Here is a 24714-nt window from a genome sequence, read left to right on the forward strand (position 1 = left end):
CGGGTGCACAATTCAAAAAACAATGCTAAAGCCCGCGCGGATTTCCCAGATAGGCACCAAAGACCAAGAAACCGAAAGCGCAAGCGTCATGACGAAGTTCAAGTCCGATTTCCTCCGCATCCTTTCTGAGCGCGGCTTCATTCATCAGATGTCCGATGAAACGGGGCTCGACGACCTGCTCGCCAAGGAAAGCGTGACGGCCTATATCGGCTATGACCCGACGGCATCGAGCCTGCATGTCGGCCACCTGATGCAGATCATGATGCTGCGCTGGTTCCAGACCACTGGGCACCAGCCGATCTCGCTGATGGGCGGCGGCACGGGCATGGTCGGCGACCCTTCGTTCAAGGAGGAAGCGCGCAAGCTCATGACGATCGATATGATCGAGGACAATATTGCCTCGATCAAGCGCTGCTTCGCCAACTACCTCGACTACGACAAGGGGCCGAAGGGCGGCGCCCTGATGATCAACAATGCCGAATGGCTTCGCCCGCTGAACTATCTCGAATTCCTGCGCGATGTCGGCCGGCATTTCTCGGTCAACCGCATGCTGTCCTTCGACAGCGTCAAGACGCGCCTTGATCGCGAGCAGTCGCTGTCCTTCCTGGAATTCAACTACATGATCCTCCAGGCTTACGACTTCGTCGAGCTCAACCAGCGCTACGATTGCCGGCTGCAGATGGGCGGTTCCGACCAGTGGGGCAACATCATCAACGGCATCGACCTCGGGCACCGCATGGGCACGCCGCAGCTTTACGCACTGACGGCACCGCTCTTGACCACCTCTTCCGGAGCCAAGATGGGCAAGTCGGCCTCGGGCGCCGTCTGGCTCAATGCCGATCTGCTGCCGGTCTATGACTTCTGGCAGTACTGGCGCAACACCGAGGATGCCGACGTGGTCCGCTTCCTGAAACTCTTCACGCTTCTGCCGATGGATGAGATCGAGCGGCTCGCAGCGCTCGGCGGTTCCGAGATCAATGAGGCGAAGAAGATCCTTGCGACCGAAGTGACCACGCTGCTCCACGGCCGCGAGGGTGCCGAGCAGGCCGCCGAAACGGCCCGCAAGACCTTTGAGGAAGGCGCACTTGCCGACACGCTGCCAACGATCGAGATCGCCTCGTCCGAGCTCGATGCCGGGATCGGCCTTCTCGCACTGATCGTGAAGGCGGGTCTCGCCGCCTCCAACGGTGAGGCGCGTCGTCACGTCCAGGGCGGCGCCGTCAAGATCAACGACGTGGGCGTCTCTGACGAACGCATGTCCGTCGGCAGTGCAGAGGTCACCGGCGATGGGGTGATCAAGCTTTCTCTCGGCAAAAAGAAGCACATCCTGGTCAAGCCAGCCTGACGTCTCAAGGCTCAAGATTGGAATACCAAAAAAGCCCGCAATTGCGGGCTTTTTCATGCAGGACGCACGCTCTCGGCCGTGCCTTCTTTTTTGCCACACCAAGGAACATGCCGCAAAACGCAGCATGTCATGCACAAATGCATAGCAGTCGCATATTAATTGCACTGCACAATCTTGTTTTACGGGCGTATAAGAAGGCCAATCGCTGATGCGGGAAACACCGCAAGATCAGCCAGAACATCACCGAGGAAACGACCATGAACCCGATCCGCATTGCCAAGAACTGGATGAGCTACCGCCGTACGATGAGCGAACTGGGCAACCTGTCCGCACAGACCCTGAACGACATCGGCATCACCCGCTACGAAATCCGCAACATTGCTTCGCGTTCTTTCCGTTAATACGGAACTGATGCGGCAGAGTGTTTGAAACGGCGCCGCATGGTGCCGTTTTTGATTCTGGCCTTTCGAATTGTGGGCCCTGCGGCCACGTGACAGCCAGACAGCCGGTGGACCTTCGGCGCCGAGCCGTGATAAGGAGCCGCCCATGACGAACAGCACCTTCTCCCCCATTCACATCATCGGCGGCGGCCTGGCCGGTTCAGAGGCTGCCTGGCAGGTCGCCGAAGCCGGCGTTCCGGTCATTCTGCACGAGATGCGCGGTGTCCGCGGCACCGATGCGCACAAGACCGACGGACTTGCCGAACTGGTCTGCTCGAACTCCTTCCGCTCGGACGATGCGACAGCCAATGCCGTCGGCGTCATCCATGCCGAGATGCGGCTTGCCAATTCGCTGATCATGGCCTGTGCCGACAAGCACCAGGTGCCAGCCGGTGGGGCGCTTGCCGTCGACCGCGACGGTTTTTCCGACGCGGTGACCGCAGCACTTCACCAGCACCCGCTGATCTCAGTGGTGCGCGAAGAGGTCACCGGCCTACCGCCAGAGGACTGGGATCTCGCAATCATCGCAACCGGCCCGCTGACGTCGCCGGCCCTCGCAGAAGCGATCCGCGAAAGAACGGGCAAGGATGCGCTCGCCTTCTTCGATGCCATCGCTCCAATCGTCCACACAGAATCCATCGACATGGACATCTGCTGGTTCCAGTCGCGCTACGACAAGGTGGGGCCCGGCGGCACGGGCAAGGACTACATCAACTGCCCGCTCGACGAAACCCAGTATAACGCCTTCATCGACGCCCTCATCGCCGGCGACGCCGTCGGCTTCAAGGAATGGGAAGGCACACCCTATTTCGACGGCTGCTTGCCGATCGAGGTCATGGCGGAACGCGGTCGCGAGACACTGCGGCACGGGCCGATGAAGCCCATGGGCCTCACCAACGCCCACAACCCGACCGTCAAGCCCTATGCCGTGGTGCAGCTGCGCCAGGACAATGCGCTCGGCACGCTGTACAACATGGTCGGCTTCCAGACCAAGCTTCGCTATGGCGCCCAGGCCGAGATCTTCCGGATGATCCCCGGCCTGCAGAACGCCGAATTCGCCCGGCTCGGCGGATTGCATCGGAACACCTACATCCATTCCCCGACCCTTCTCGACCACAGTCTGCAGCTTAAGGCACGGCCGGGCTTGCGTTTCGCTGGCCAGATCACAGGCTGCGAGGGCTATGTCGAGAGCGCTTCGATCGGACTGCTGGCCGGTCGTTTCGCAGCAGCAGAGCGCAAGGGCGAGACACCAAGCCTTCCGCCGGCAACGACCGCGCTTGGCTCACTGCTCAACCATATCACCGGCGGCCACATCGTCTCCGATGAGGAACCCGGCAAGCGCTCCTTCCAGCCGATGAACATCAATTTCGGATTGTTTCCGGAGCTTGAACCCGGCTCGATCGTCAAGCCCGAAGGCGTCAAGCGCTTTCGCGGCAAGGACAAGACGATCATGAAGCGGCAATTGGTGTCGGCCCGCGCACTGGCACATTGCAAGGACTGGCTCGGCCTCGCCTGAGGTCGCGGCCAGGCCGCATCCCGCAAGGTGAGTGGTCTATCCTTGAGTCAGGCCGGCATGCCGGGCATGTCCGGTCGATCGGCATGGCCGACATAGTTCCCGAGCAGCCAGAGCGATACCTCGGCGGCCTCTGCCGGATTGGCGAAAGTGAATTCGCCATTGTGAAAAGGTGCATCGAGGAATTCGACGGCAAACCCGTTGCCGGCAGGCAGGTTGCGGACGCGCACCATTCCCGGCTTGATCAGGTGGCAGGCATAGTGGCTGCGCATATTGCGCATGAAGCCGGCCTTGCTGTCATGCAGACGGACAAAGACTGCTTTGCCATCGGCCGTCGCATGCAGGCTGCGGATAGCCTCCTGCGGGAAGGCCCGACCGAACTCGACAATTGCAAGCCCGGTATCCTGAAGGCCCTCAGGCTCGTCACGGCGCGCCATCTTGGTGGAGAAGTAGGCAAGGAAGCCGATCAGAACCAGCACAATTCCCCAGGTGAACATGGCGCAGCTCCGTCTCCAAACGCACAAGGATATCGTATAAACCCGCCCTAACAGGCGAGACTTGCGCGAACGTGACCACGCGGCCAGCCGGCAGAACGCTCAGATTCTACCCGAAATCAACGTCGCAAGCAAAGACAGCTGACGGCGCCATTGAGGCGCTCGGATGTCCCGAACAAGCACATCTGCACCAGCCCGCCGGGCGCGTTTAAGGACGTTTTCCGTCAAGGCGGCCGGCAGATAAGCCGGCAGGAGCTGCTTCGGGATCGTGCCGCCGGCCCGCGCCTTCTCGAGGTGATCAAGTCCGTAGCCGATGAATGCGTCGAGCGCCGTGGCAATCCGCGCATGATCCTCGCCCGCCAGAAAGCCCGCCCGATCAAGCCCGGCAGCTGCGAGGATATCGGCGGGCAGATAAACCTGACCACGGCGACTGTGAATGGGCAGCATCAGCAGCGATCCCGCCACCAACTGCGCCACACCGGCATGACCGGCAATGTCAGAGGCGCCCTCAGCCGCTGCAGGATCAAGAACAAGACTGGCAAGCTGGATGAGCGCCGATGCCGTTTCTCCGGCATAGCCCTCGAACATCGCCGTGCTTTCCATGGGATCATCGTAGAGATCAAAGATGCGCGCATCGGCCATGCCGACAAGCGCGGCCACCGGCAGGCTATGCGTCCTGACGGTGTTCAGCAGTTCTACCGCGATCGGATTGGCAGCCGTCTCTCCATGTGCGCTGCCAGCCAGCAGATCGCGCCAATACTGCAGTCGCACTTCGCCGGTCAGGGGCTCGCGCGTCACGTCCCGCACCCGGGCCAGTTCGGCATTATAGGCATACAGTGCCGAGAGAGCGGACCTTGATTCCACCGGCGTCAACAGGGAGGCGAGGTAGCGGTCCCGGTCGTTGTCGCGCAAGGCGGCCAGACAGAGCATATCGTTGGAGGGCTGGGTGTCGCTCACTCTCGACCTTTCAGGATGCTGGGCGTCACCACGTCAGACAGCGATCAGGGCTGCTGCGACAGGGCGCGATTCGGCCAGCATGATGTTGTACGTACGAATGGCCGCACCTGTGCTCATCGTGTCGGTGGAAAGCTTGGCAGCCTTCAACGAAGCTCGCACATCCGGCGACAAGAGCTTGATCTGTCGCCCGGTACCAACAAGCAAGAATTCCACACCGGTCTCCGCCATCACCCGCGAGAAGGAGGCCGTGGTCAGGTCATCGTCTTCGCCCTGCTCCCAGCCATAGATGCCGGAGGGCAGCAGGAGCAGCGACCCCTTGTGCGACATGTCGGCGAAGCGGAACCCGCCATTGCCATAGGAATCAATCGGCGCTCGCCCCGGGAAGTGGGCGTCGCGCACGACGACGTCCTTGTCTCCGAATCCGAACACCATGACCTTAGACCCCTGCCTTTGCGCCCTTGCCCGCCTCGGCCTCATCCTGCTGGAACGTCTCGGGACGCAGGTTGAAGGCGATCAGCACGGGACCGGCAATGTAGATCGACGAGAAGGTACCGATCAGAACGCCGGCGAGCATTGCGAAGGTGAAGGACGAGATCACTTCTCCGCCGAACATGTAGAGAGCCCCGAGCGCCAGAATGGTACTACCCGCCGTCAAAACGGTTCGCGACAGCGTCTGGTTGATCGAGGTATCAATCATGATATCGAGCGGCATCTTCTTGTAGCGCCTGAGGTTTTCGCGCATGCGGTCATAGACGACGACGGTGTCATTCAGCGAGTAACCAATGATCGTCAGGATCGCCGCGATGCTGGTCAGGTTGAACTCGATGCCGGTCAACACGAACAGGCCCAGCGTGAATATCACGTCGTGCAGGGTCGCGATGATGGCACCTACGGCAAACTGCCATTCGAAGCGGAACCAGATGTAGAGCAGGATACCGAACAATGCGACCGCGACACCGACGGTTGCCGTGAAGGTCAGATCGCTCGATACGGCCGGGCCGACCACTTCGACGCGGCGGAAGTCGTAGTCTGCCTCCAGTTCGCCACGCACCTTGCTCAGCGCCGACTGCTCGGCATTCTCGCCGCCGTCCTGCGCCTGCAGGCGGATCAGCGCGCTCGATTCATCGCCGAAGCCCTGGGCCTGAACCTCGCCGAGGTTCAGCATGCTCAGGCGTTCGCGAATGTCCGAAAGATCGGCCGTGCCGTCACGGGCCTGAACCTCGATAATCGAACCACCCTTGAAATCGATACCAAGATTCATGCCGAGCGTTGCGAAACCAATCACAGAGGCAATTGAGATCGCGATGGCCACGCCGAAATTTATCTTGCGCATCGCCATGAAGCGAATGTTGCGATTGTCGAAGAAGCCGGTGCGGACGCTGGTCGGAATGCCTTTTGGACGCTTCCAGCGATACCAGACAGCCATGAGCCAGAAGGTCAGTGTATAGGCGGTGAACAGCGTGGTGATGATCCCGATCGAGAGCGTCACCGCAAAACCGCGTACAGGGCCAGAGCCGAGGAAGAACAGGACGACGGCTGCAATCAATGTCGTCAAGTTGGCATCGAAGATGGTGGCAAACGCCTTCTTGAAACCGATATCGATCGCTTCAACCAGCTTTCGTCCGCCGCGCACTTCCTCGCGGATACGCTCATAGATCAGAACGTTGGAATCGACCGCCATGCCCATGGTGAGCACGATACCGGCGATACCCGGCAAGGTGAGCGTTGAACCGATCAGCGACAAGCAGGCAATGATCATGACGATATTGGCCGCGAGCGCGATATTGGCCATGACACCGAACGTGCCGTAGAAGGCGAGCATGAACACGACAACGGCGATGGCACCGATGACGCTTGCGGTCACGCCGGCATTGATCGAATCCTGGCCGAGACCCGGACCGACCGTGCGTTCTTCGACGACGGTCAGTGTCGCGGGCAATGCACCGGCGCGCAGCAGGACAGCCAGATCGTTTGCACCTTCGATGGTGAAATTACCCGAGATCTGACCGGAACCGCCGATGATCGGCTCGCGGATCACGGGCGCCGAGATCACCTGATCGTCCAGCACGATGGCAAAAGGCCGACCGACATTCTGCTGGGTCGCCTGGGCAAAGCGCTGCGAACCACGGGTGTCAAAGCGGAAGCTGACAACAGGCTCATTGCTGCGCTGATCGAAAACGGCCTGGGCATCGACGAGGTTTTCGCCGGAAATCAGGGCATTGCGTTCGACGAGATAGGGCACGGCCGGATCGTCTGTCGAATAGAGAACCTGCGACTGCGGCGGCGGACGGTTGTTCATCGCCTCGCTGACCGGCATGCTCGTATCGACCATATGGAAGGTGAGCTTGGCCGTCTGGTTGAGCAGATCCTTCAGGCGCTGCGGATCGGTGAGACCCGGCACCTGCACGATGATGCGGTCATTGCCCTGGCGCTGGATCAGCGGTTCGGTCGTGCCGAGCTCGTCAACACGGCGGCGCACGACTTCCATCGACTGGGTCACGGCGGAGGATACCCGGTAATCGAGCCCCTCTTCCGTCAAGGCAAGCCGAATGGTGCCGTCGCCGGGCTGCTCCAGCGTCACCTCGACCACCGTTCCGCCCGTCAAACCACCAACGCTGACCGGTTGGGTCAGAGTGTTGAGCGCGTCAGCAGCGGCCTGGACCTTGTCCGTATCCGTGATCCGAACCTGAACCTGTTGACCGACGCCAGACAAGCCCGTGTAGCGGATGCCTGCATCCCTCAGCGTCTGGCGAACGTCACCGACGACCGTTTCCAGCCGTTCCTTGACGATATCCTGACGCTCCAGCTTGAGCATGATATGCGAGCCGCCCTGAAGGTCGAGACCGAGGGTCAGCTTGTGGCGCGGCACCCAGGAGGGCATCGCATCCAGTTGTTCATCGCTGAAAGCATTGGGTAGCGCCAAGACGACGGCCAGGGCCACAAGCCCCCAGATCAGCAGTGTCTTCCAGCGAGAAAAATGGAGCATGGAAATCTCGATTTATGCAGAGGATATGGAAAAGGCCGGCATTCAGCCGGCCTCTCTAACTCAGGCAGCGTTTTCGGCTTTGACCGGTTCGCCCTTGACGCGGACTTCCGCCACGTACTGGCGCATGACGCGGACCTTCACGCCATCGGCGATCTCGGCTTCCAGCTCCTTGTCGTCGATAACCTTGGTCACCTTGGCAATGATACCGCCGCCCATGACGACCTGGTCGCCACGACGAATGGAGGAGAGGGTTTCTTCACGCTTCTTCATCTGCGCGCGCTGCGGACGGATGAGGAAGAAGTACCAGACCACCATCAGCGGCGCGAACAGAAGCAGCATTTCGAAGCCCGAACCCATGGCGCTCGGTGCAGCGGCTGCATCCTGTGCAAAAGCCTGCGTGAATAACATGAAAAACTCCTATGAAGCCAATTGGGAGACCCCCACGGACCCCCCTCGTTCAGGTCGCCGGAATATAGTGAGGAGCCATGCGAATGCAACAAAAACAGCGCCGGGCCGTACCAATTTCGTGGCGCCTGCTCTTTCTGACGTCAATTCCGCGTGATACCGCCGCTCAGACGCGTTGAATGCTGCCAGTTCGGAAGGAGAAGGGCCATGACCGATCAGACGATTGCTGCATTGCTCGAAGAGGTTAGACGTCTCGCCAACGCGCTCGAACGGGTTGCGGGGCCGCCGCCGGGTCAGAACGACTGGGACGCCGCCGACTGTTTTGTCTGGAACCCGGCGCGCCAGCATCTCCAACCGGTTGTCAAACCGAACAGGGTCTCGCTATCGCTAATCCGCGGCGTCGACCATGTCCGCGATATCCTGCACGACAACACCCTGCGTTTTGCCGAGGGTTTTCCGGCCAACAACGTCCTTCTCTGGGGCGCGCGCGGCATGGGTAAGTCTTCCCTGGTCAAGGCCGTGCATGCCGATATCCGCAAGGAGACCGGTCTGGCGCTGAAGCTTGTGGAAGTCCACCGCGAGGACACATCCACCCTCCCCGCCTTGCTCGACATTCTGAAGGCTGCGCCTCACAGGGTGCTGGTCTTCTGTGACGACCTCTCCTTCGACCACGACGATACGGCCTACAAATCACTGAAAGCAGCCCTCGATGGCGGGATCGAGGGGCGGCCTGACAATGTGCTGTTCTACGCGACATCAAACCGCCGCCACCTCCTGCCGCGCCACATGATGGAGAACGAGCAGTCGACCGCGATCAATCCCTCTGAAGCGGTGGAGGAAAAGGTATCGCTTTCGGATCGCTTCGGGCTGTGGCTCGGTTTCCACAAATGCAGCCAGGACGACTATCTGACGATGATCGACGGCTATGCAGCGCATTTCGGCTTGCCGCTCACCCAAGCCGAGCTGCACCACGAAGCCCTCGAATGGGCAACCACGCGCGGTGGTCGATCCGGGCGCGTTGCCTGGCAATATATCCAGGATGCAGCCGGCCGCCACCGGATCAGCACGGACAGGGCCTAGCCGCCTGCACGCAAAACTATTGGAAACAAAAAAGCCCGGAACGCAGGTTCCGGGCTTTTTCACTTAGCTGGTACGAAATACCTATTCCAGATAAGTGATTGGGTTGACCGGTGCTGCGTCCTTGCGGACTTCAAAATGCAGCATCGGCCGCTTGACGTTGCCGGTCATGCCGGAGGCACCGATGGTCTGGCCGCGCTGAACCTTCTGGCCACGCTGCACCGAGAGGCTGTCCGCATGGCCGTAGACCGTCACCTTGCCGTCGTCGTGGCGGATCAGAACCGTGTTGCCCAGTTCCTTCAGGCCATTGCCGGCATAGATGACGACGCCGTTTTCGGCAGCCTTGATCGGGGTGCCGCTCGGCACGGAGATCGCGATACCGTCGCTGCGCTTGCCATCGATATTGCCGCCAAAATTGGCGATGACAGCGCCGCGCGCCGGCCAGCGATACTTGCCGATGCCTGTGCCTTCCGGCGAGACATCATCCGACTTCACCGAGGCAACTTCCGTGACAGACTTGGTCGCCGCAGGTGCGGCCTGAGCGGCCGGCTGCTGTGCGGCTGGTGTCTTCTGCGGTACCGAGGCAGTCTTCACCGGATCAGCCGAAGGAGTGGCGCTTGCAACCTGTGTCGGCTTTGCGCCGGATGCCGGGATCGCAAGCGACTGGCCAATGCGGATATTGCCGGTCGACAGATTGTTGGCGCGCTTCAGTTCATCGACGCTCACGCCATGGGCCTGAGCGATGCGAATGAGGGAATCGCCAGGCTTGACTTCGTAAGAGCCCGAACCGGCTCCGGCCGCCGCCTTGCCGGCGGCAGACGCGGTTGCATTCTGCTGCTTGTCACGGCTGCCAGACGTGCCCGGAAGCACACCCAGGTTCTGCGGCTGGCCGTCCGGCAATCTCTGCTTGCCGCCATTCATCGGCAGATTGTTGGCATCCGCCGAGGCTCTGGCCGCATTGACATTACCGCCGGAGGACGGGATCAGGACGAGCTGCCCGGGTGCGGCGTCTGAGGCCATGGTCAGGCCATTGGCCTTCAAGATTTCCCGTTCCGGCACGCCGTAACGGTTGGCCAGGGTCGCAATGGTTTCACCCGGACGCAGGGTCACGCGGGCAGCATTCTGCTTGGACCAGTTGCCGTTGCCAGGCGTTGTCGCGGTCGATGCAGGCTCCTGCAGCGTCTGCGACGGGGCTGCCATTGCCATATTGCCGTTCTGGCTGGCCGACGCGCTCGAAGGCGTGCTCGGGAATGGCTGAGACATGGCTTCTGCGCGCGAACCCAGCGGCCCTGTCGACGCCGATGTCCCCGGCGGGGGCGCGAGTTCGCCGCGCTGGATCGACGACGGCGTGCTCGCGGCGCGGGCCGAGGCCTGTTCGTATCCGCCGGAAACTGGGGCCGCCTGCGCTACGGGCTGCTGCGCATAACCGCCGCCACCGCCAATATCCTGCTGCGGAACGGGCGCCTGGCGCGGAATCGAGGCTGTCGTCAGGGTATCGGTCGAGAAGACGGAACTGAAACGAGAGGCATCGGAACTGCAACCGGCTGCCGTACTCGCCAGAAGGACGGCGCCACAGAGACGGGCGACCGACGAAGCTGCTTTTGGCGATACACTTTTACGCATGACTCGACCCACATGTGACACAGTTTGAAGTGGGTCCATTAAACCGCGTTAGTGTTACTGGTCAGTTAACCCTGCGGAATCCTTGGCAAGGAATTCGCCATTGGCGACATTTTCCGCCATCTGCGCTCAATCTTTGGCCGCTGCAGTGGGGATGCGCTCAGAGCTGAAGCGCAATCCTCGGCTGCAACGGCAGGAATGGGACGTCAAAGAGGTCCTCACGCTCGAAACGACTGCCGGTCTTGGTCAGTCGGACCATGACGCAGCGGTTTTCCTCAACCATCAGCGGCGCGAGCAACATGCCGCCGGACACAAGCTGTTCGGCAAAAAAGCGGGGCATGACCGGATAGGCAGCCGTTGCAATGATGCGGTCAAAGGTCCCCTCGCCCGGAAGACCATGGGACCCGTCGAACTGGCGAAGGATCACATTGCGCAAGCCCAGCGTCTCCAGTCGCCTCTGGGCGTCCTGGATCAGCGTCTTATAGCGTTCGATCGAGATCACGCGTTCAGCCAAACGTCCGAGCACCGCCGTCATGAAACCGCTGCCTGTGCCGATCTCAAGTACCCGATGCCCCGGCTTGACCTGCAGCATCGACAGGAGACGAACCGCCAGATCGGCGCCTTCGATGAACTGGCCACAGGCAATCGGCACCGAGCGGCTGGAATAGGCGCTGCTGGAATATTCCGGCGCAACGAAGGTCGAGCGCGGCGTCTGTTCGACAGCCGTCAGCAGATCCAGATTGGTGATACCTTCGCCGCGCAATCTCAAGACCAAGGCGGCAAAGCCTTCGCGCTCCAGAAGCTGCGATCTCACGCATCGTCTCCGCCGGCAATGGCAGCCGCAACCAGATCCTGGACGGCATAATCCGTCATATCGAGCTTGAGTGGCGTCACCGAAATCTTGTTGGACCGCAGCGCATGGATATCCGTGCCTGCGCGGAAATTGCCCTTCCGGTCGCCGAATTTCAGCCAGAAATACGGCAGTCCGCGTCCATCGTGCCGCTCCTCGACGCTGAGACCAAATTCCAGCTTGCCCTGCGCCGTCACATCAACGCCCTGCACTTCGGCTGGCTCGCAGTTAGGGAAATTCAGGTTGAGAAAGGTACCCGGCGGGAGATCCAGCTGGCAAAGCTTACGGATCAGGTCCGGCGCCAGAGCCTCGGCCGTATGGAAAGGGATCGGCGTACCGGCTGCGTAGCTATAGGCCTGGCTGAGCGCAATCGACCGTACGCCGTGAACCGTACCCTCAATCGCACCCGCCACAGTACCGGAATAGGTGACATCGTCTGCGATGTTGCCGCCAGCATTCACCCCGGAGAGCACGAGATCAGGTTTGCGATCGAGAACCTTACGGATCGCCATGATGACGCAATCGGTCGGCGTCCCGCGCAGCGCAAAACGCTGATCGCCAAGTTCGCGCAGCCTGAGCGGCTCCGACAGCGTCAACGAATGGGCAAGCCCGCTCTGATCCGTCTCGGGAGCCACCACCCAGACATCGTCCGAGAGACTGCGGGCAATGCGTTCCAGCGAGGCAAGACCCGGCGCATGAATACCGTCGTCATTGGTCAGCAGAATACGCATGGCCGCCGTTTCCCCTTTGTCTGCCCTTTGATCAGGCTGCCTTTTCGATGCGCTTGATCCCGCCCATGTAAGGCAGGAGCACGTCCGGCACAGTGATCGAGCCGTCTTCGTTCAAATAGTTTTCCATGACCGCGATCAGGCAGCGGCCGACCGCCGTGCCCGAGCCGTTCAGCGTGTGCACGAAGGTCGTGCCCTTGCCGTCCTTGTTGCGGTAGCGAGCATTCATCCGGCGCGCCTGGAAATCACCGCAGACCGAGCAGGACGAGATTTCGCGATAGGTATTCTGCCCCGGCAGCCAGACCTCAAGGTCATAGGTCTTGCGCGAGCCGAAGCCCATGTCGCCCGTGCAAAGCGTCATTGTGCGGAAATGCAGACCGAGCCGCTTCAGCACTTCTTCGGCGCAAGCCGTCATCCGCTCGTGCTCGGCAATCGAGCTTTCCGCGTCGGTGATCGAGACGAGTTCGCACTTCCAGAACTGGTGCTGGCGTAGCATGCCGCGCGTATCACGGCCGGCCGAACCCGCTTCCGAACGGAAAGACGGGGTGAGCGCAGTGAAACGCAGCGGCAGCTTCTCCTGGTCGAGAATTTCACCAGCCACGAGATTGGTCAGCGTCACCTCGGCGGTCGGGATGAGGTAGCGGCTGTCCGTGGTCTTGAACAGGTCTTCCTCAAACTTCGGCAGGTTGCCGGTACCGAAGAGCGCCTCGGCACGCACCAGAAGCGGCGACGACACTTCCGTGTAGCCATGCTCCGATGTGTGCAGGTCGATCATGAACTGGCCGATGGCGCGCTCGAGACGCGCCAGCTGGCTGGTCAGCACCGTGAAACGCGAGCCAGAGAGTTTGGCAGCGCGTTCGAAATCCATGTAGCCGAGGCCTTCGCCGATCTCGAAATGCTCAAGCGGCTTGTGGTTCCAGGTCGGCTTGTCACCCGTGACGCGGGCGACGACATTGTCGTGCTCGTCACGGCCAACCGGCACGTCGTCGTGGGGAATGTTCGGGATGCGCGACAGCGCGTCGTTGAGTTCAGCGGTGAGCTGGCGCTCTTCTTCTTCCGCAGCCGGCAGCGTGTCCTTCAGCGAGGCCACTTCAGCCTTCAGCTTTTCGGCGAGCTCCACGTTCTGTTGCGCCATGGCGGCGCCGATTTCCTTGGAGGCGCTGTTGCGGCGCGACTGCATGTCCTGCATCGCCTGGGCAACGGTCCGGCGCTTCTGGTCGAGCGCGATCAGGGATGCCGAAAGCGGCTCAGCGCCTCGTTTGGCAAGAGCGGCGTCGAGAGCTTCGGGATTGTCGCGGATCCACTTGATATCGAGCATGATCGTTCCAGGTCTTTGATCTCGACCGGGATCGGAGAGGGCCGGCGGCCATGTCCGGCCCCATGTCGGCATGGGTTGATGTGGCGATGGATAGACGGATGTCCGGCTATTCCTCGTCGCTTGCGGACGCTTCAGCGACTGCAGTGCCTGCACGGCTTCGTTCCACGAGTCGTGCCGCGTAGATAGCCACCTCGTAGAGAAGGATTGTCGGCAGCGCAAGACCGATCTGGGAGAGCGGATCTGGCGGTGTCAGGACGGCGGCAACGACGAAGGCGACGACGATGAAATATTTCCGCTTCTCGGCCAGCCACTGGCTTTCCAGAATCCCGACCCGGGCCAGAAGCGTGGTGACCACCGGCAACTGGAAGACGAGGCCGAAGGAGAAGACCAGCGTCATGATCAGGCTCAGATATTCCGAGACCTTGGGCAGCAGCGAGATGGCTACGCCGCCTTCTTCCGGTGCCTGTTGCATGGCGAGGAAGAACCACATGACCATCGGCGTGAAGAAGAAATAGACGAGCGAGGCGCCCAGCAGAAAAAGCAAGGGAGAGGCGATCAGGAACGGCAGGAAGGCCGCTCGCTCGTTCTTGTAAAGGCCGGGGGCAACGAATTTGTAGACCTGCGCTGCAATCACCGGAAAGGCGATAACCATGGCGCCAAAGGCGGCAACCTTCACTTGGGTAAAGAAGAACTCCTGCGGTGCCGTGTAGATCAGTTCCGCCTTGCTGAGATCCAGCCCCGCCCAGAGTACCGCCCACTTATAAGGAATGACCAGAATGTTGAACAGCGCCTTGGCGAAGTAGAAGCAGACGAGAAAGGCGACGAAAAAAGCGCCCAGCGCCCAGATCAGCCGGGTGCGCAGTTCGATCAGATGCTCGATCAACGGCTGTGGCTTATCCTCGATGTCGATCGTCATGCGCGATCCTCACTCTTGGTCTTGCGCGGCTTTGCAGCCGGCTTCGCGACAGACTTTGTCTCTGCCGGTGCGGCAGAAGATGCGGCTTTACGGGTTTTCTTCGGCGCAGCCTCAGCTTCGGCTACGGGCAGATTGGGTTTGGCTTTGGCGACAGCCGGCTTTTTCACGGCTACCTTCTTCGCCACAGCCGGCGCTACGCTGGACGGTGCTGAACTGGCGGGCGATGCCGCGGCAACAGCGGCCGTTGGCACCGTGGTAGCAGCAGCGGGTGTTGGCACGGATGCGGTGGGGCGCAGTTCTGCGGGCGGCTCACCCAATCCAACCGGCAATTCGGGCAGAATGGAGTTCTGAACGCTCGCCCCGTCCAAGTGCCCCTCGCCCGCCGTGATCGGCGTACCCGACGGAGCGCTCGTCTTCGGCTCGTAGCGCGTCTGGCGCTCGAGGTCGGACTTGATGTCCTGCCCCATCTGACGCAAGGGATTGAAGGTTTCACGAATGCTATTGGCCGGATTGAGCGAGCGGATGTCGTCGACCGATTTTTTCAGGTCGTCGAGTTCCGCCTCGCGCAGGGCTTCGTCAAACTGGCTTCGGAATTCACCCGCCGTCTGGCGCAGCCGTTTCGTCATCTTTCCGAAGGCCCGGATCATCGGCGGCAGGTCCTTCGGACCCACTACCACGATCAGGATGACCGCAATCACCAAAAGCTCGGTCCAGCCAATATCCAGCATTCCATCGGGCTCCTGATGCCGAGACGGGGCGCCGCCTGCGGGCGCCGGCATTGCCACACTTCCATATAAACACGGGCAGCCGAGGGGCCGCCCGTGCCATGACCACCGGTCAAATTACTTGATTTCGTCGCCCTTGTGGTCGACCGTCTTCGGAGAGACCGTCGAAGCCGTCGACGTGACATCCTTGTCGTCGTCCTCGCTGATGCCCTTCTTGAAGCTCTTGATGCCCTTGGCGACATCACCCATCAGTTCCGGGATCTTCCCGCGACCGAAGAGAAGCAGGACGATCGCCAGTACGATGATCCAGTGCCAAATGCTAAACGAACCCATGCCTGCAACTCCTTGAGCGTTAGTTCACCCCGATGTAGGGGTTTTCCTGCGTCTTTTCAAACACCAAAATATCTTTGGGCTCAACCGCAATCGTGACCTCGCGGATACCCGGCGACAAGATGTCCGCCCGGATGCGCGCACGAACCGGCCGTTCGGTCCCAGGAACGGCAAGATCCAAGAGCTCAACCACACCGACGAACCGGCGCGAGATGATCCGGGCCGGTATCGCGCCGCCACTCTCGCGCACGGAGACATCCGACAGGCGTACGGCGACATCGACTTGCGTGCCATCGGCAAGCGCGCCAGCGGCTGCGGACCCCAGCGGTGTATCGACCCGACCGCCAGAGACGCGGGCTGAAAATTCGTTGATCTCGGAGAAGAAGGCAGCAGCAAAAATGTCCTTCGGCCGGCGATAGAGATCGTCCGAGGTGCCGACCTGAACCAGGCGGCCGTCCTTCAACAGCGCGATCCGGTCGGCCATGCGCATGGCTTCCTCCGCATCATGGGTCACGACAACAGCGGTCGCACGGCTCTCTCGGAGAATAGCGAGGGTGTCGGCGCGCACCGTGTCCTTCAGGCGGGAATCGAGGCCAGAGAAGGGTTCGTCCATGAGAAGCACACTTGGACGCGGAGCGAGCGCCCGCGCCAGCGCCACGCGCTGCTGCTCGCCACCGGACAGGGCGTGGGGGAACTTTTCGGCGCAGTGGGCCAAGCCCACACGGTCGAGCGCCACCAGCGCTTCGGCGCTCGCTGCCTTGCCGGCCATGGCTGTCAGACCAAAGCGGACATTGTCGAGCACGTTCAGATGCGGAAAGAGCGCGAAGTCCTGAAACATCAGACCGACGCCGCGCTTTTCCGGCGGCAGGAAACCGGAAGGTCCGGAGACTTCGCGATCGTTGATCACGACACGACCGGCGGCTTGCGCCTCGATGCCAGCAGCGATCCTGAGCAGCGTCGTTTTGCCGGAGCCCGACGGCCCGAGCAGGCACAGAACCTCACCGGGCTCGGCCGTCAGCGACAGGCCACGGATCGTTTCCTTACCCTGGTAGTGATGGTGAATGTCGTCGAAGGTGAGCCGTGCGGCAAAGGTCACGCCGGCCGTTCGCTGAGCATCCTTGTGCAAGGTGATTGCCTGATCCATGCCGTCGTCGTTGCGGGCAGCCATCCCTTGTCGCTGCTCGGGCCACCGGCCCGCCAGGCGACCCGGGATCGCACCGGTTACCGTTTTAAAAAAGCTGACCCTATTCCTCTGCTTCACCGCCCGGTGTCAAGAGGCCGAGTTCCTCTAGGTCAAGCTGGGAGATCGGATCTTCGTCGTCTCCCAACTCGTCTTCGCCCTGTGGCATAGGAATATTGAAATTTGCCGGGATGCGGCCAGAGAGGAGCCCTGCCCCCTTCAACTCTTCGAGACCGGGCAAGTCACGCAGCTCCTCCAGACCAAAATGATCGAGAAAATCCCGCGTCGTGCCAAGCGTGACCGGTCGGCCCGGCGTGCGGCGACGACCCCGGAAGCGCACCCAGCCGGCTTCCATCAGAACATCGAGCGTGCCTTTCGAGGTGGTGACACCACGAACATCCTCGATCTCGGCACGCGTCACCGGCTGGTGATAGGCGATGATGGCGAGGACCTCGAGCGCAGCACGCGACAATTTCTTGATATCGGTCTCGTCGCTGCGGATCACGAAGGACAGATCTGCTGCGGTCCGGAAGGCCCAACTGTCCTCGATCTGAACGAGGTTGACGCCACGGCGGGCATAATCGTCTTTCAGGCGCAGAAGTACGGTTCGCGCATCGATGCCACGCGGAAGACGCTCCTCGATAAACCGCGTTGATACCGGCTGGGCAGAGGCAAAGACCAAGGCTTCGGCGATACGCAAGGCCTCTTCCTCGACACGGGGATCGACAGGGCGGGTCGACGGATACTCGGCGTCAACCACGGCCTCTTCGTCGTCGTTTTCGTCAGGCCTTGTATCGTCTTCGGCCATCGGCATCACTCGACGGAGCGGAGGGCTTCCGCCTTCGGCCCGCTGCGCATGTATATCGGCTCGAAGGCACCGTCCTGACGGATCTCCAGACGCCCCTCGCGCACCAGTTCCAGCGAGGCTGCAAAAGCGCTGGCGATGGCGGTGACGCGCTCCTCCTCGCTCGGCAGGTAGCGCAGAAGATAGTGTTCGAGCGTGGTCCAGTCGCCGATCTCCCCGATCATCCTGGTCAGGATGCCGCGGGCATCGGCGAGCGACCAGACCCGCCGGCGTTCGATCGTCACCTGCATCACGGCCTGGCGCTGGCGAAGCGAAGCATAGGCGGTGAGCAGGTCGTAAAGCGAGGCTTCGTAGGCGCTTTCCGAACGCACCGGCACATGTTCGGGCGCGCCGCGGGCAAAAATATCGCGGCCAAGGCGGTTGCGGTTGATCAACCGGGTCGCCGCCTCACGGATCGCTTCCAATCGGCGCAGGCGGAAGGCAAGGGTGGCGGCCAGTTCTTCGCCTGAAGGGCCGTCGTCCTTCGGCGCTTGCGGGATCAGCAGACGCGACTTGAGATAAGCGAGCCAGGCGGCCATGACCAAATAGTCAGCGGCAAGCTCGATCCGGATCCGCCGCGCACTTTCGATGAATTCGAGATATTGCTCGACCAGGGCCAGCACGGACATCCGGGCGAGATCAACCTTCTGGTTGCGCGCCAGATAGAGGAGCAGGTCGAGCGGCCCCTCAAAGCCGGCAACATCAATCAGAAGGGCCGGATCACTCGCGGCTCGGTCATTCGACGCATCCTGCCAAAGGCTATCCATCGGCGTCGGCGTGACCGCCTCGGCATTGCTCGGCCTGTTGACAATCGTCGGAAGGACCGGGCCGCGTGCCATCAGGAGGCCGCCATCAATGACTGGAACTCGTCCCGCAGAGCCGCTTCATCGGCATCGTCAGGCGTCGCAAAGGCTTGCTCGACGGCATCCGCACGGCTGCGCCCCTTGCCCGACAGTTCGGAAACAGCGGCGGCGACCGCCTTCATCTCGTCCATGTGACCATGGCAATGGAGCACGACATCCAGCACCGGCGCAATGCGTTGCGCGCGTTCGCCGATCGTGCCCTTCAAGGCATTCATTGAAATATCGTCCGACATCAGCAGCCCCTCGAAGCCGATCGCCGTGCGAATGATCTCCTCGGTCACGATGCGCGAGGTCGATGCCGGGTGATCAGGGTCGATGTCAGTATAGACGACATGGCAGCTCATGCCCATGAGTTCGCTCGACAAGGCGCGGAAAGGCACAAAATCATGCGCCTCCAGCTCAGAGCGCGGGACGGTGACCACCGGCAAATCGTGATGGCTGTCGGCCATGCCGCGACCATGGCCCGGAATGTGCTTCATTACGGGCAGCACACCACCCGCCTTCAGGCCATCTGCGGCCGCCCGACCGATCGCCGCCACCACATGCGGATCGTTGGAATAGGCGCGGTCGCCGATGACATTGCTGGCACCCGCAATCGGCACGTCGAGCACGGGCAGGCAATCGACATTGATGCCAAGGCGGTAGAGGTCGAAGGCATGCAGGCGCGACAGGAGCCAGGCGGCACGCAGCCCCTTCTCGCGATCTGCCGCATAGAGAGCGCCAATTTGAGCGCCCGAGGGATAACGCGGCGCGATCGGTTCGCGGATGCGCTGGACGCGCCCCCCTTCCTGGTCGATGAGCACGGGAACATGAGCGCCGCCGCCGACGGTGTCGCGCATCTCCGCCACCAGATCCTTCACCTGCTCCGCCTCGCCGATATTGCGGCCGAAAAGAATGAAGCCCCAAGGCTGTTCATCGCGATAAAATGCCTTTTCGTCAGCGGACAGGCGCTGGCCGAGGCAACCGAGGATCATGGCTTTGGCGGGACGATGCGATGCGGTCATGGAGAAACCTTAAGGGGCTGACGAAGAAAGCCGAAGCGGCACGAAGCACGCGGGCCGAATCATACACAGAAAAGATGTGGATAAAGAAAGAGGCGGGACATGATGCCCGCCTCCCGAATGCCTGTAACTGGCGTTTGCAATCACCGCGACACGAGGCAGGAGCCCCCGGCCGAACGATATTGCTCGCAGAGCGCCACGGCTGCATCACGCGACGAAGCGAGAATACGGACGCGGTAGTAGGTGCCCTTGCCCGGAATGGCCGCCTCGCGGATCTCATGCGGCTTGCCGCCGAGGATACTGCCGAAACGCGACGTCAGATTGCGGTAGCTGCGCTCCGCATCAGCCTGGCTGGGCAGAGATGCGATCTGGATGCCATAGCTGCCGGCAGCACCAGTCTCCGCCGGCGAGGCTGACACAGCCGCCGTCTGCGTTGGCACCGTATCCTGTGCGGTCGCGGGCTGAGCCGGGCGCAGATTGCCTTGATCCGTGACCGTCCCGACGATGTTGACCGGCTGTTCGGCCGGGCGGCTCGTTGGAATGGCGGAGGAAGCCGTCGGCGTCGCGGCAGCCGTTTCCGTCTGCGCCTGGGCTTGGGCTTGGGCTTGGGCTTGGGCCTGAGCTTCCGTCGCTGCGGCCAGTTGTGCTGCAGCACTCGCCGCCGGAGACGCCTGTGCCGTTTCCGCGGGTGCCGGTGTCTCAGCTGTCGGCGTCACCGAACGGGCTGCGACCGTGTTGATGTCATTGCCGGTGTTTTCGTTCGCAACCGACGGCGCGGCAAGAACGCCGGTCTTCGTGGCGGCCTGGAGCGGCGACGCCTCAGGCTCTGCTGGGACTTCCTGCGCCACCAGCGTTCCATCCGGTCGGACGATCATCGTGCGCACCCGGCGCGGGGTGATCGTTGCCGGATCTTCGGCCGCCGCCGTCTGGGCCTGCTGGCCTTCCGGGAGCAGGCGCGGATCTTCCGTCTCGCCAACCGGCGTGCCAAGGAAATCGTTCTCGCCTTCCATCGGCAAGTTTTCCGGGATCAACGTGCGCTGAACCACGTCCATCGGCTGTTCTTCAGAGGAGATCAGGTTTGGCTGCGTCGGATCATCACTGCCATTACCGGCAACGCGATCATAAACCGCCTTGTCCTGATTGGGCACGGTCTTGCCGCCCGGATCTTCCGGGACGATCTTCGTCGGCGTCTTGTCGGCGGCAATCACCACCGGTTCGCCACCGCCCAGTGAGCCCACCGCCCCGCTTCCAAGCCAGGCATAGATCCCACCAGCGCCCGCCAGCAGCAATACTGCGGCCGTGCCGGCCATCAGGTAGGGCTTGATCTTGCGATAGCTGCCCTGCCCGTGTCCGGCGATCTGGATATGGCCGCGATTGGGCCGCTCAACCGGCGCCGCCGGCGTCATGGCGGTGCGGAAATCCTCTTCCAGTGCCTTTTCGAAAGCTTCGAACTCATCCAGCGGACCGGCCGTGCGTCCGGCATCGGCGGCCTGAACGGGTGATGTTGCACCCAGGGCGACAGGCTGTTGCGGCGGCGCTGCGACCGGCTCATCGAGGAGGGTCGCAAGTTCAGCATCGAGATCAAGGTCGAAATCACTGGTAGCCGCGACATGAGGCTGGCTTTCGGCAACAGGCACCTCCGGCACATCCATGGGCGCGATCGTCTCGAGCATATCGTCCTGCTCGGCGATCTCAGCCGGATCGAAGCCGATGTCCTGCTCAAGGTCCAGGCCTCTTGGCGAGACCGAGACAGATGCCACCGGGGCGAAAGACGCCTGCACCGGCTGCGTAACAGTCGGCTGAACCGGCTGGACACGCATGGCCGCGAAGTCAGGCTCCAAGCGTGCAGATGCCTGCATGGTGGCCGTCGCCAGCGTCGGTGCGACAGAGGAGGTGCGTGTATCCGACGGGTGAACCGTGCGCGGGGCTTCGATCGCAGGGGCCGACAGGATCTGTGGTGCCGCCAGCATTGGCTGCACGGGCCGCGCGGCGACCGGCTCAATGTCGGAAAGGTCAATATCCAGCTCGTCAAGCTGGAGCTCGAACTCCTGATCGACGAAGGGATCAACATCCAGCGAAGCAAAGGTGGCCGACGGTGCTGCCACCAAAGGCTCAGCCCTCGACGGTGCGATCGTTGCCACAGGTCGCTGATCGAACTCTTCGGCTTCTGCCAGTTGCTGAGCGAAGTCGAAGGAGAAGACCGGGTCGTTTTCGACCGGGATCTCGTTGCGGCTCGGTGCAGCGAGCGCCATGGGCGGCTCGACGGAAGCCTGGACTGGTCGCTCCGGGGCAATCCTCGGCACGGGCTCGACGGGACCTGCCGCGACCTGCGACCAGTCGAATGCAAGCGGATCGACCTTGACGTCGACCTGCGGCACCACCGGCTGCACAAGCGGAGCATCTACGGAGAGGGGCAAAGCGGACGATGGTGCAGCCGGGGGCTGGGCCGCAGGTGGCGTCGCCACAGGGGGCTCCACCCGCCGGGCGGCGACCTGGAAATTGGCCAGGGGCAAGCGCAGCCTTGGTGGTTCTGCCTGCGGTGCAGCCACAGGTGCAAAGGGTTCCGACACCGCCATTTCAAGTTCATCAGCGAGATCGATGGGCTGAGATGGCTCATTGGCTGGCGAAACAGCATAGCTGGCCGGCTCGAAGTCAGCATCAAATCCATAGGGATCCGAGTGACCATAGTCTGGTGCAGCCGCGCTAAAATCGCTCCGCTGAGAAACATGCGCGACAGGTGCCGGCTCGGCATGCGAGCGGTAATGCGTCGGCTGCGCCTCGACCTGCGGCGCGTCATAGGCATCACGGCGGACAGAATAGGAGGCATCTGGCGCAGCATAGCCCGTCGGCTCGACATCGAAAGCAGGCGCTGCCACCTTCTGATGCGGCTCGGGGGCGAAGTATGCTTCAGCGGGTGCGGCATCGAAGAGGGGCTCGGGTGCTGCCTGGGCCTCGGATGCAAACCGGGGCTCCTCGCGCCGCACGTCGGCCTGCCACGACGGCTCATCCGCATGACGGACTACCGGTTCAGACGCAGCGACGAATGTATCTTCGCTGTAAGAACGAGCAACAGGTTCGACGTAGCCGTCGAACTCGCCCATCAACTCGTCTTCCAGGTTGAACTCGGCACTACCTGACGCAACATCCAATGAAGGCTCGCGCGGCGGTTCGCGTCGCTGAGGCTGGTCGAAACCGACGATCCGGGCAAGCTCCGCCAACGGGTCGTCGTCGGCGAAGCCGTCGCCCTGCGAGCCCATGCTGTTTGCAGCCTGCTTGTGTACCATTACCTATTCCACTTACTCACGCGACATGACGCTTGCCAGTGCAATGTGGGGAATTGGTGACAAGACTATCGCATCTCGAGAGGAGCGTCAGTACCGGTGATCGTAAGTCCAGACTTCAACACCGAAGCGACAGCATGCACCAGCCCAAGCCTGGCGATGGTCAATTCTCTATCTTTATCGTTAACAAAACGTAATTCCGGCGAATCCTTGCCCTTATTCCAATGACCATGCAACGAACTTGCGAGATCATGCAAATAAAATGCGAGGCGATGTGGCTCCTGTGACTGCGCTGCAGCCTCGACTATCCTTGGATATTCGGCGAGCTTGGCGACGAGTTGCAACTCAGCCGGGTCCGCGATGCGGCCAATGACGGCGTCGGCAAGATCGAGACTGGCAAGATCGAGGTCCGGGAAGGCTTCGCCCGCCTGACGGATGACCGACATGCAGCGCGCATGAGCATATTGAACGTAGAAGACCGGATTGTCCTTCGACTGTTCCGTGACCTTGGCAAAGTCGAAATCAAGCGGCTCGGAGCTCTTCCGGTAGAGCATCATGAAGCGCACCGAATCCCGTCCCACTTCTTCCACGACCTCGCGCAGCGTGACGAAGTCGCCGGAACGCTTCGACATCTTCACCGGCTCGCCATCGCGGTAAAGCTTGACCAGCTGGCAAAGCAGTACGGTGAGCTTCGACTTGCCTTCCGACACAGCGCGGTTCACCGCCTCCAGCCGCTTCACATAACCGCCATGGTCCGCGCCGAGCACATAGATCATTTCGCTGAAACCGCGATCGAACTTGTCCTTGAAGTAGGCAACGTCAGCGGCAAAATAGGTATAGGAGCCGTCCGACTTCATCAGCGGCCGGTCAATGTCATCACCGACTTCGGTCGAACGGAACAGCGTCTGCTCACGATCTTCCCAGTCCTCCGGCAGCTGCCCCTTCGGCGGCGGCAGCGTACCGCGATAGACATGGCCCTTGAAGGTCAGGTCATTGATCGCAGTGCGGATCTTGGCGGCATTGTTGGCATGCAGCGTGCGCTCGGAGAAGAACACGTCATGATGCACGTTCAAGGTGGCAAGATCGTCGCGGATCATCGCCATCATCGCAGCGATGGCCCGCTCCTTGACGATTGCGAGCATCTCGTCTTCCGGCATGCTGTGCAGCTTCACACCATACTCTTCGGCAAGCGCCTGCCCGACGGGTACCAGATAATCGCCCGGATAGAGGCCAGCCGGGATTTCGCCGATCGTCTCGCCGAGCGCCTCGCGGTAACGCAGGAAGACCGAACGCGCCAGCACATCAATCTGCGAGCCGGCGTCGTTGGTGTAATATTCCTTGGTTACGTCATAACCGGCAAAAGCGAGCAGGTTGGCAAGCGTGTCGCCAACGACGGCGCCACGGCAATGACCGACATGCATCGGGCCGGTCGGGTTGGCCGATACATATTCGACATTGACCTTGCGCCCGTTTCCGACCGACGAGCGGCCGTAATCGGTGCCCTCCCGGATGACGGTCGCCAGCAAACGCTGCCAGTAATCGACTGAGAGACGGATGTTGATGAAGCCCGGGCCGGCAACGCCGACCTCGGCCACATCGGGATCCCGCTTCAGCTGTTCACCGATGAGATCGGCCAGGGCGCGCGGGTTCATGCCCATGCCCTTGGCGAGAACCATGGCCGCATTGGTCGCAGCATCACCATGGCTCGCATCACGCGGCGGCTCGACGACGATACGGCTGAAATCAAGGCTGTCGCGCTTCTCGCGCACGGCGTCGATCTCATCGAGCGCTGCTTTGATCCGGATTTCGAAATCGGCGAAAAGGTTCATGTCGTGCCCCTG

Annotated in this window: 22 protein-coding genes; 4 read left to right on the forward strand and 18 right to left on the reverse strand. The window is 61.7% G+C overall.

All coding sequences use genetic code 11. The features are described from left to right. The first annotated feature begins 88 nt into the window (after window positions 1-88). The 3 genes from tyrS to trmFO all read left to right on the forward strand — a co-directional run bounded on the left by tyrS (window position 89) and on the right by trmFO (window position 3301). The gene (gene tyrS, locus ACSV9I_RS04285; protein ID WP_438327488.1) at window positions 89-1345 is read left to right on the forward strand and encodes a tyrosine--tRNA ligase; all 1257 of its coding nucleotides are present in this window, start codon (window positions 89-91) and stop codon (window positions 1343-1345) included. 257 nt (window positions 1346-1602) lie between these two features. After that, window positions 1603-1746 (forward strand): DUF1127 domain-containing protein, encoded by a 144-nt coding sequence (locus ACSV9I_RS04290; RefSeq protein ID WP_082352633.1) that lies wholly within the window; start codon window positions 1603-1605, stop codon window positions 1744-1746. Window positions 1747-1891: 145 nt separating this feature from the next. Continuing rightward, entirely contained in the window at window positions 1892-3301 is a 1410-nt protein-coding gene (gene trmFO / locus ACSV9I_RS04295) for a methylenetetrahydrofolate--tRNA-(uracil(54)-C(5))-methyltransferase (FADH(2)-oxidizing) TrmFO (protein ID WP_438327490.1), read from the forward strand. 47 nt (window positions 3302-3348) lie between these two features. Here the strand turns inward: trmFO and ACSV9I_RS04300 are convergent, their stop codons facing one another. The 5 genes from ACSV9I_RS04300 to yajC all read right to left on the reverse strand — a co-directional run bounded on the left by ACSV9I_RS04300 (window position 3349) and on the right by yajC (window position 8143). Then, a complete protein-coding gene (locus ACSV9I_RS04300; protein WP_054159962.1) occupies window positions 3349-3795 on the reverse strand; it encodes a hypothetical protein in 447 nt (148 codons plus the stop codon). Window positions 3796-3894: 99 nt separating this feature from the next. Then, the gene (locus ACSV9I_RS04305) at window positions 3895-4722 is read right to left on the reverse strand and encodes a phytoene/squalene synthase family protein (protein ID WP_438327701.1); all 828 of its coding nucleotides are present in this window, start codon (window positions 4720-4722) and stop codon (window positions 3895-3897) included. Window positions 4723-4782: 60 nt separating this feature from the next. Beyond that, the gene (locus ACSV9I_RS04310; protein WP_438327492.1) at window positions 4783-5181 is read right to left on the reverse strand and encodes an Mth938-like domain-containing protein; all 399 of its coding nucleotides are present in this window, start codon (window positions 5179-5181) and stop codon (window positions 4783-4785) included. A 4-nt stretch (window positions 5182-5185) separates the two neighbouring features. Next, entirely contained in the window at window positions 5186-7735 is a 2550-nt protein-coding gene (gene secDF / locus ACSV9I_RS04315; RefSeq protein ID WP_054159964.1) for a protein translocase subunit SecDF, read from the reverse strand. Window positions 7736-7795: 60 nt separating this feature from the next. Beyond that, window positions 7796-8143, reverse strand: coding sequence for a preprotein translocase subunit YajC (gene yajC / locus ACSV9I_RS04320; RefSeq protein ID WP_054159965.1), 348 nt, complete (start codon window positions 8141-8143; stop codon window positions 7796-7798). A 204-nt stretch (window positions 8144-8347) separates the two neighbouring features. Between yajC and ACSV9I_RS04325 the strand changes: the two genes are divergently transcribed. Further along, a complete protein-coding gene (locus ACSV9I_RS04325) occupies window positions 8348-9220 on the forward strand; it encodes an ATP-binding protein (protein WP_054159966.1) in 873 nt (290 codons plus the stop codon). An 81-nt stretch (window positions 9221-9301) separates the two neighbouring features. Here ACSV9I_RS04325 and ACSV9I_RS04330 read toward each other — a convergent pair whose 3' ends face one another. The 13 genes from ACSV9I_RS04330 to argS all read right to left on the reverse strand — a co-directional run bounded on the left by ACSV9I_RS04330 (window position 9302) and on the right by argS (window position 24702). Further along, window positions 9302-10840 carry a peptidoglycan DD-metalloendopeptidase family protein gene (locus tag ACSV9I_RS04330; RefSeq protein WP_438327495.1) on the reverse strand — a complete coding sequence of 513 codons (1539 nt, stop codon included), beginning with the start codon at window positions 10838-10840 and terminating at the stop codon, window positions 9302-9304. A 157-nt stretch (window positions 10841-10997) separates the two neighbouring features. Beyond that, window positions 10998-11651, reverse strand: a complete 654-nt coding sequence (locus ACSV9I_RS04335) for a protein-L-isoaspartate(D-aspartate) O-methyltransferase (RefSeq protein ID WP_054159968.1) — start codon at window positions 11649-11651, stop codon at window positions 10998-11000. Next, window positions 11648-12418 (reverse strand): 5'/3'-nucleotidase SurE, encoded by a 771-nt coding sequence (surE, locus tag ACSV9I_RS04340; RefSeq protein WP_438327497.1) that lies wholly within the window; start codon window positions 12416-12418, stop codon window positions 11648-11650. Before surE ends, ACSV9I_RS04335 begins: the two co-directional genes overlap by 4 nt. A 31-nt stretch (window positions 12419-12449) precedes the next feature. After that, window positions 12450-13733 (reverse strand): serine--tRNA ligase, encoded by a 1284-nt coding sequence (gene serS, locus ACSV9I_RS04345; protein ID WP_438327498.1) that lies wholly within the window; start codon window positions 13731-13733, stop codon window positions 12450-12452. A gap of 106 nt (window positions 13734-13839) precedes the next feature. After that, window positions 13840-14649, reverse strand: coding sequence for a twin-arginine translocase subunit TatC (gene tatC / locus ACSV9I_RS04350; protein WP_054159971.1), 810 nt, complete (start codon window positions 14647-14649; stop codon window positions 13840-13842). Beyond that, complete coding sequence (gene tatB / locus ACSV9I_RS04355; RefSeq protein ID WP_438327500.1) at window positions 14646-15377, reverse strand: Sec-independent protein translocase protein TatB; 732 nt, start codon at window positions 15375-15377, stop codon at window positions 14646-14648. The genes tatC and tatB overlap by 4 nt, the downstream gene beginning before the upstream one ends. Window positions 15378-15491: 114 nt before the next feature. Next, window positions 15492-15707: a twin-arginine translocase TatA/TatE family subunit gene (locus ACSV9I_RS04360; RefSeq protein WP_054159972.1), complete on the reverse strand. Its 216-nt coding sequence runs from the start codon at window positions 15705-15707 to the stop codon at window positions 15492-15494. Window positions 15708-15726: 19 nt separating this feature from the next. After that, window positions 15727-16872, reverse strand: a complete 1146-nt coding sequence (locus tag ACSV9I_RS04365) for an ABC transporter ATP-binding protein (protein ID WP_438327502.1) — start codon at window positions 16870-16872, stop codon at window positions 15727-15729. 76 nt (window positions 16873-16948) lie between these two features. Continuing rightward, complete coding sequence (gene scpB / locus ACSV9I_RS04370; protein ID WP_438327504.1) at window positions 16949-17692, reverse strand: SMC-Scp complex subunit ScpB; 744 nt, start codon at window positions 17690-17692, stop codon at window positions 16949-16951. A gap of 5 nt (window positions 17693-17697) precedes the next feature. Beyond that, window positions 17698-18495: a segregation and condensation protein A gene (locus ACSV9I_RS04375; protein ID WP_438327703.1), complete on the reverse strand. Its 798-nt coding sequence runs from the start codon at window positions 18493-18495 to the stop codon at window positions 17698-17700. Between the two features lie 71 nt (window positions 18496-18566). Further along, window positions 18567-19595, reverse strand: a complete 1029-nt coding sequence (nagZ, locus tag ACSV9I_RS04380) for a beta-N-acetylhexosaminidase (protein ID WP_438327505.1) — start codon at window positions 19593-19595, stop codon at window positions 18567-18569. Window positions 19596-19735: 140 nt separating this feature from the next. Next, the gene (locus ACSV9I_RS04385) at window positions 19736-22876 is read right to left on the reverse strand and encodes an SPOR domain-containing protein (protein ID WP_438327507.1); all 3141 of its coding nucleotides are present in this window, start codon (window positions 22874-22876) and stop codon (window positions 19736-19738) included. Window positions 22877-22941: 65 nt separating this feature from the next. Further along, window positions 22942-24702, reverse strand: a complete 1761-nt coding sequence (gene argS, locus ACSV9I_RS04390; protein ID WP_438327509.1) for an arginine--tRNA ligase — start codon at window positions 24700-24702, stop codon at window positions 22942-22944. Window positions 24703-24714 lie beyond the last annotated feature (12 nt).

It is taken from the genome of Rhizobium sp. G187, from assembly GCF_051549525.1.
GTDB lineage: Bacteria > Pseudomonadota > Alphaproteobacteria > Rhizobiales > Rhizobiaceae > Allorhizobium.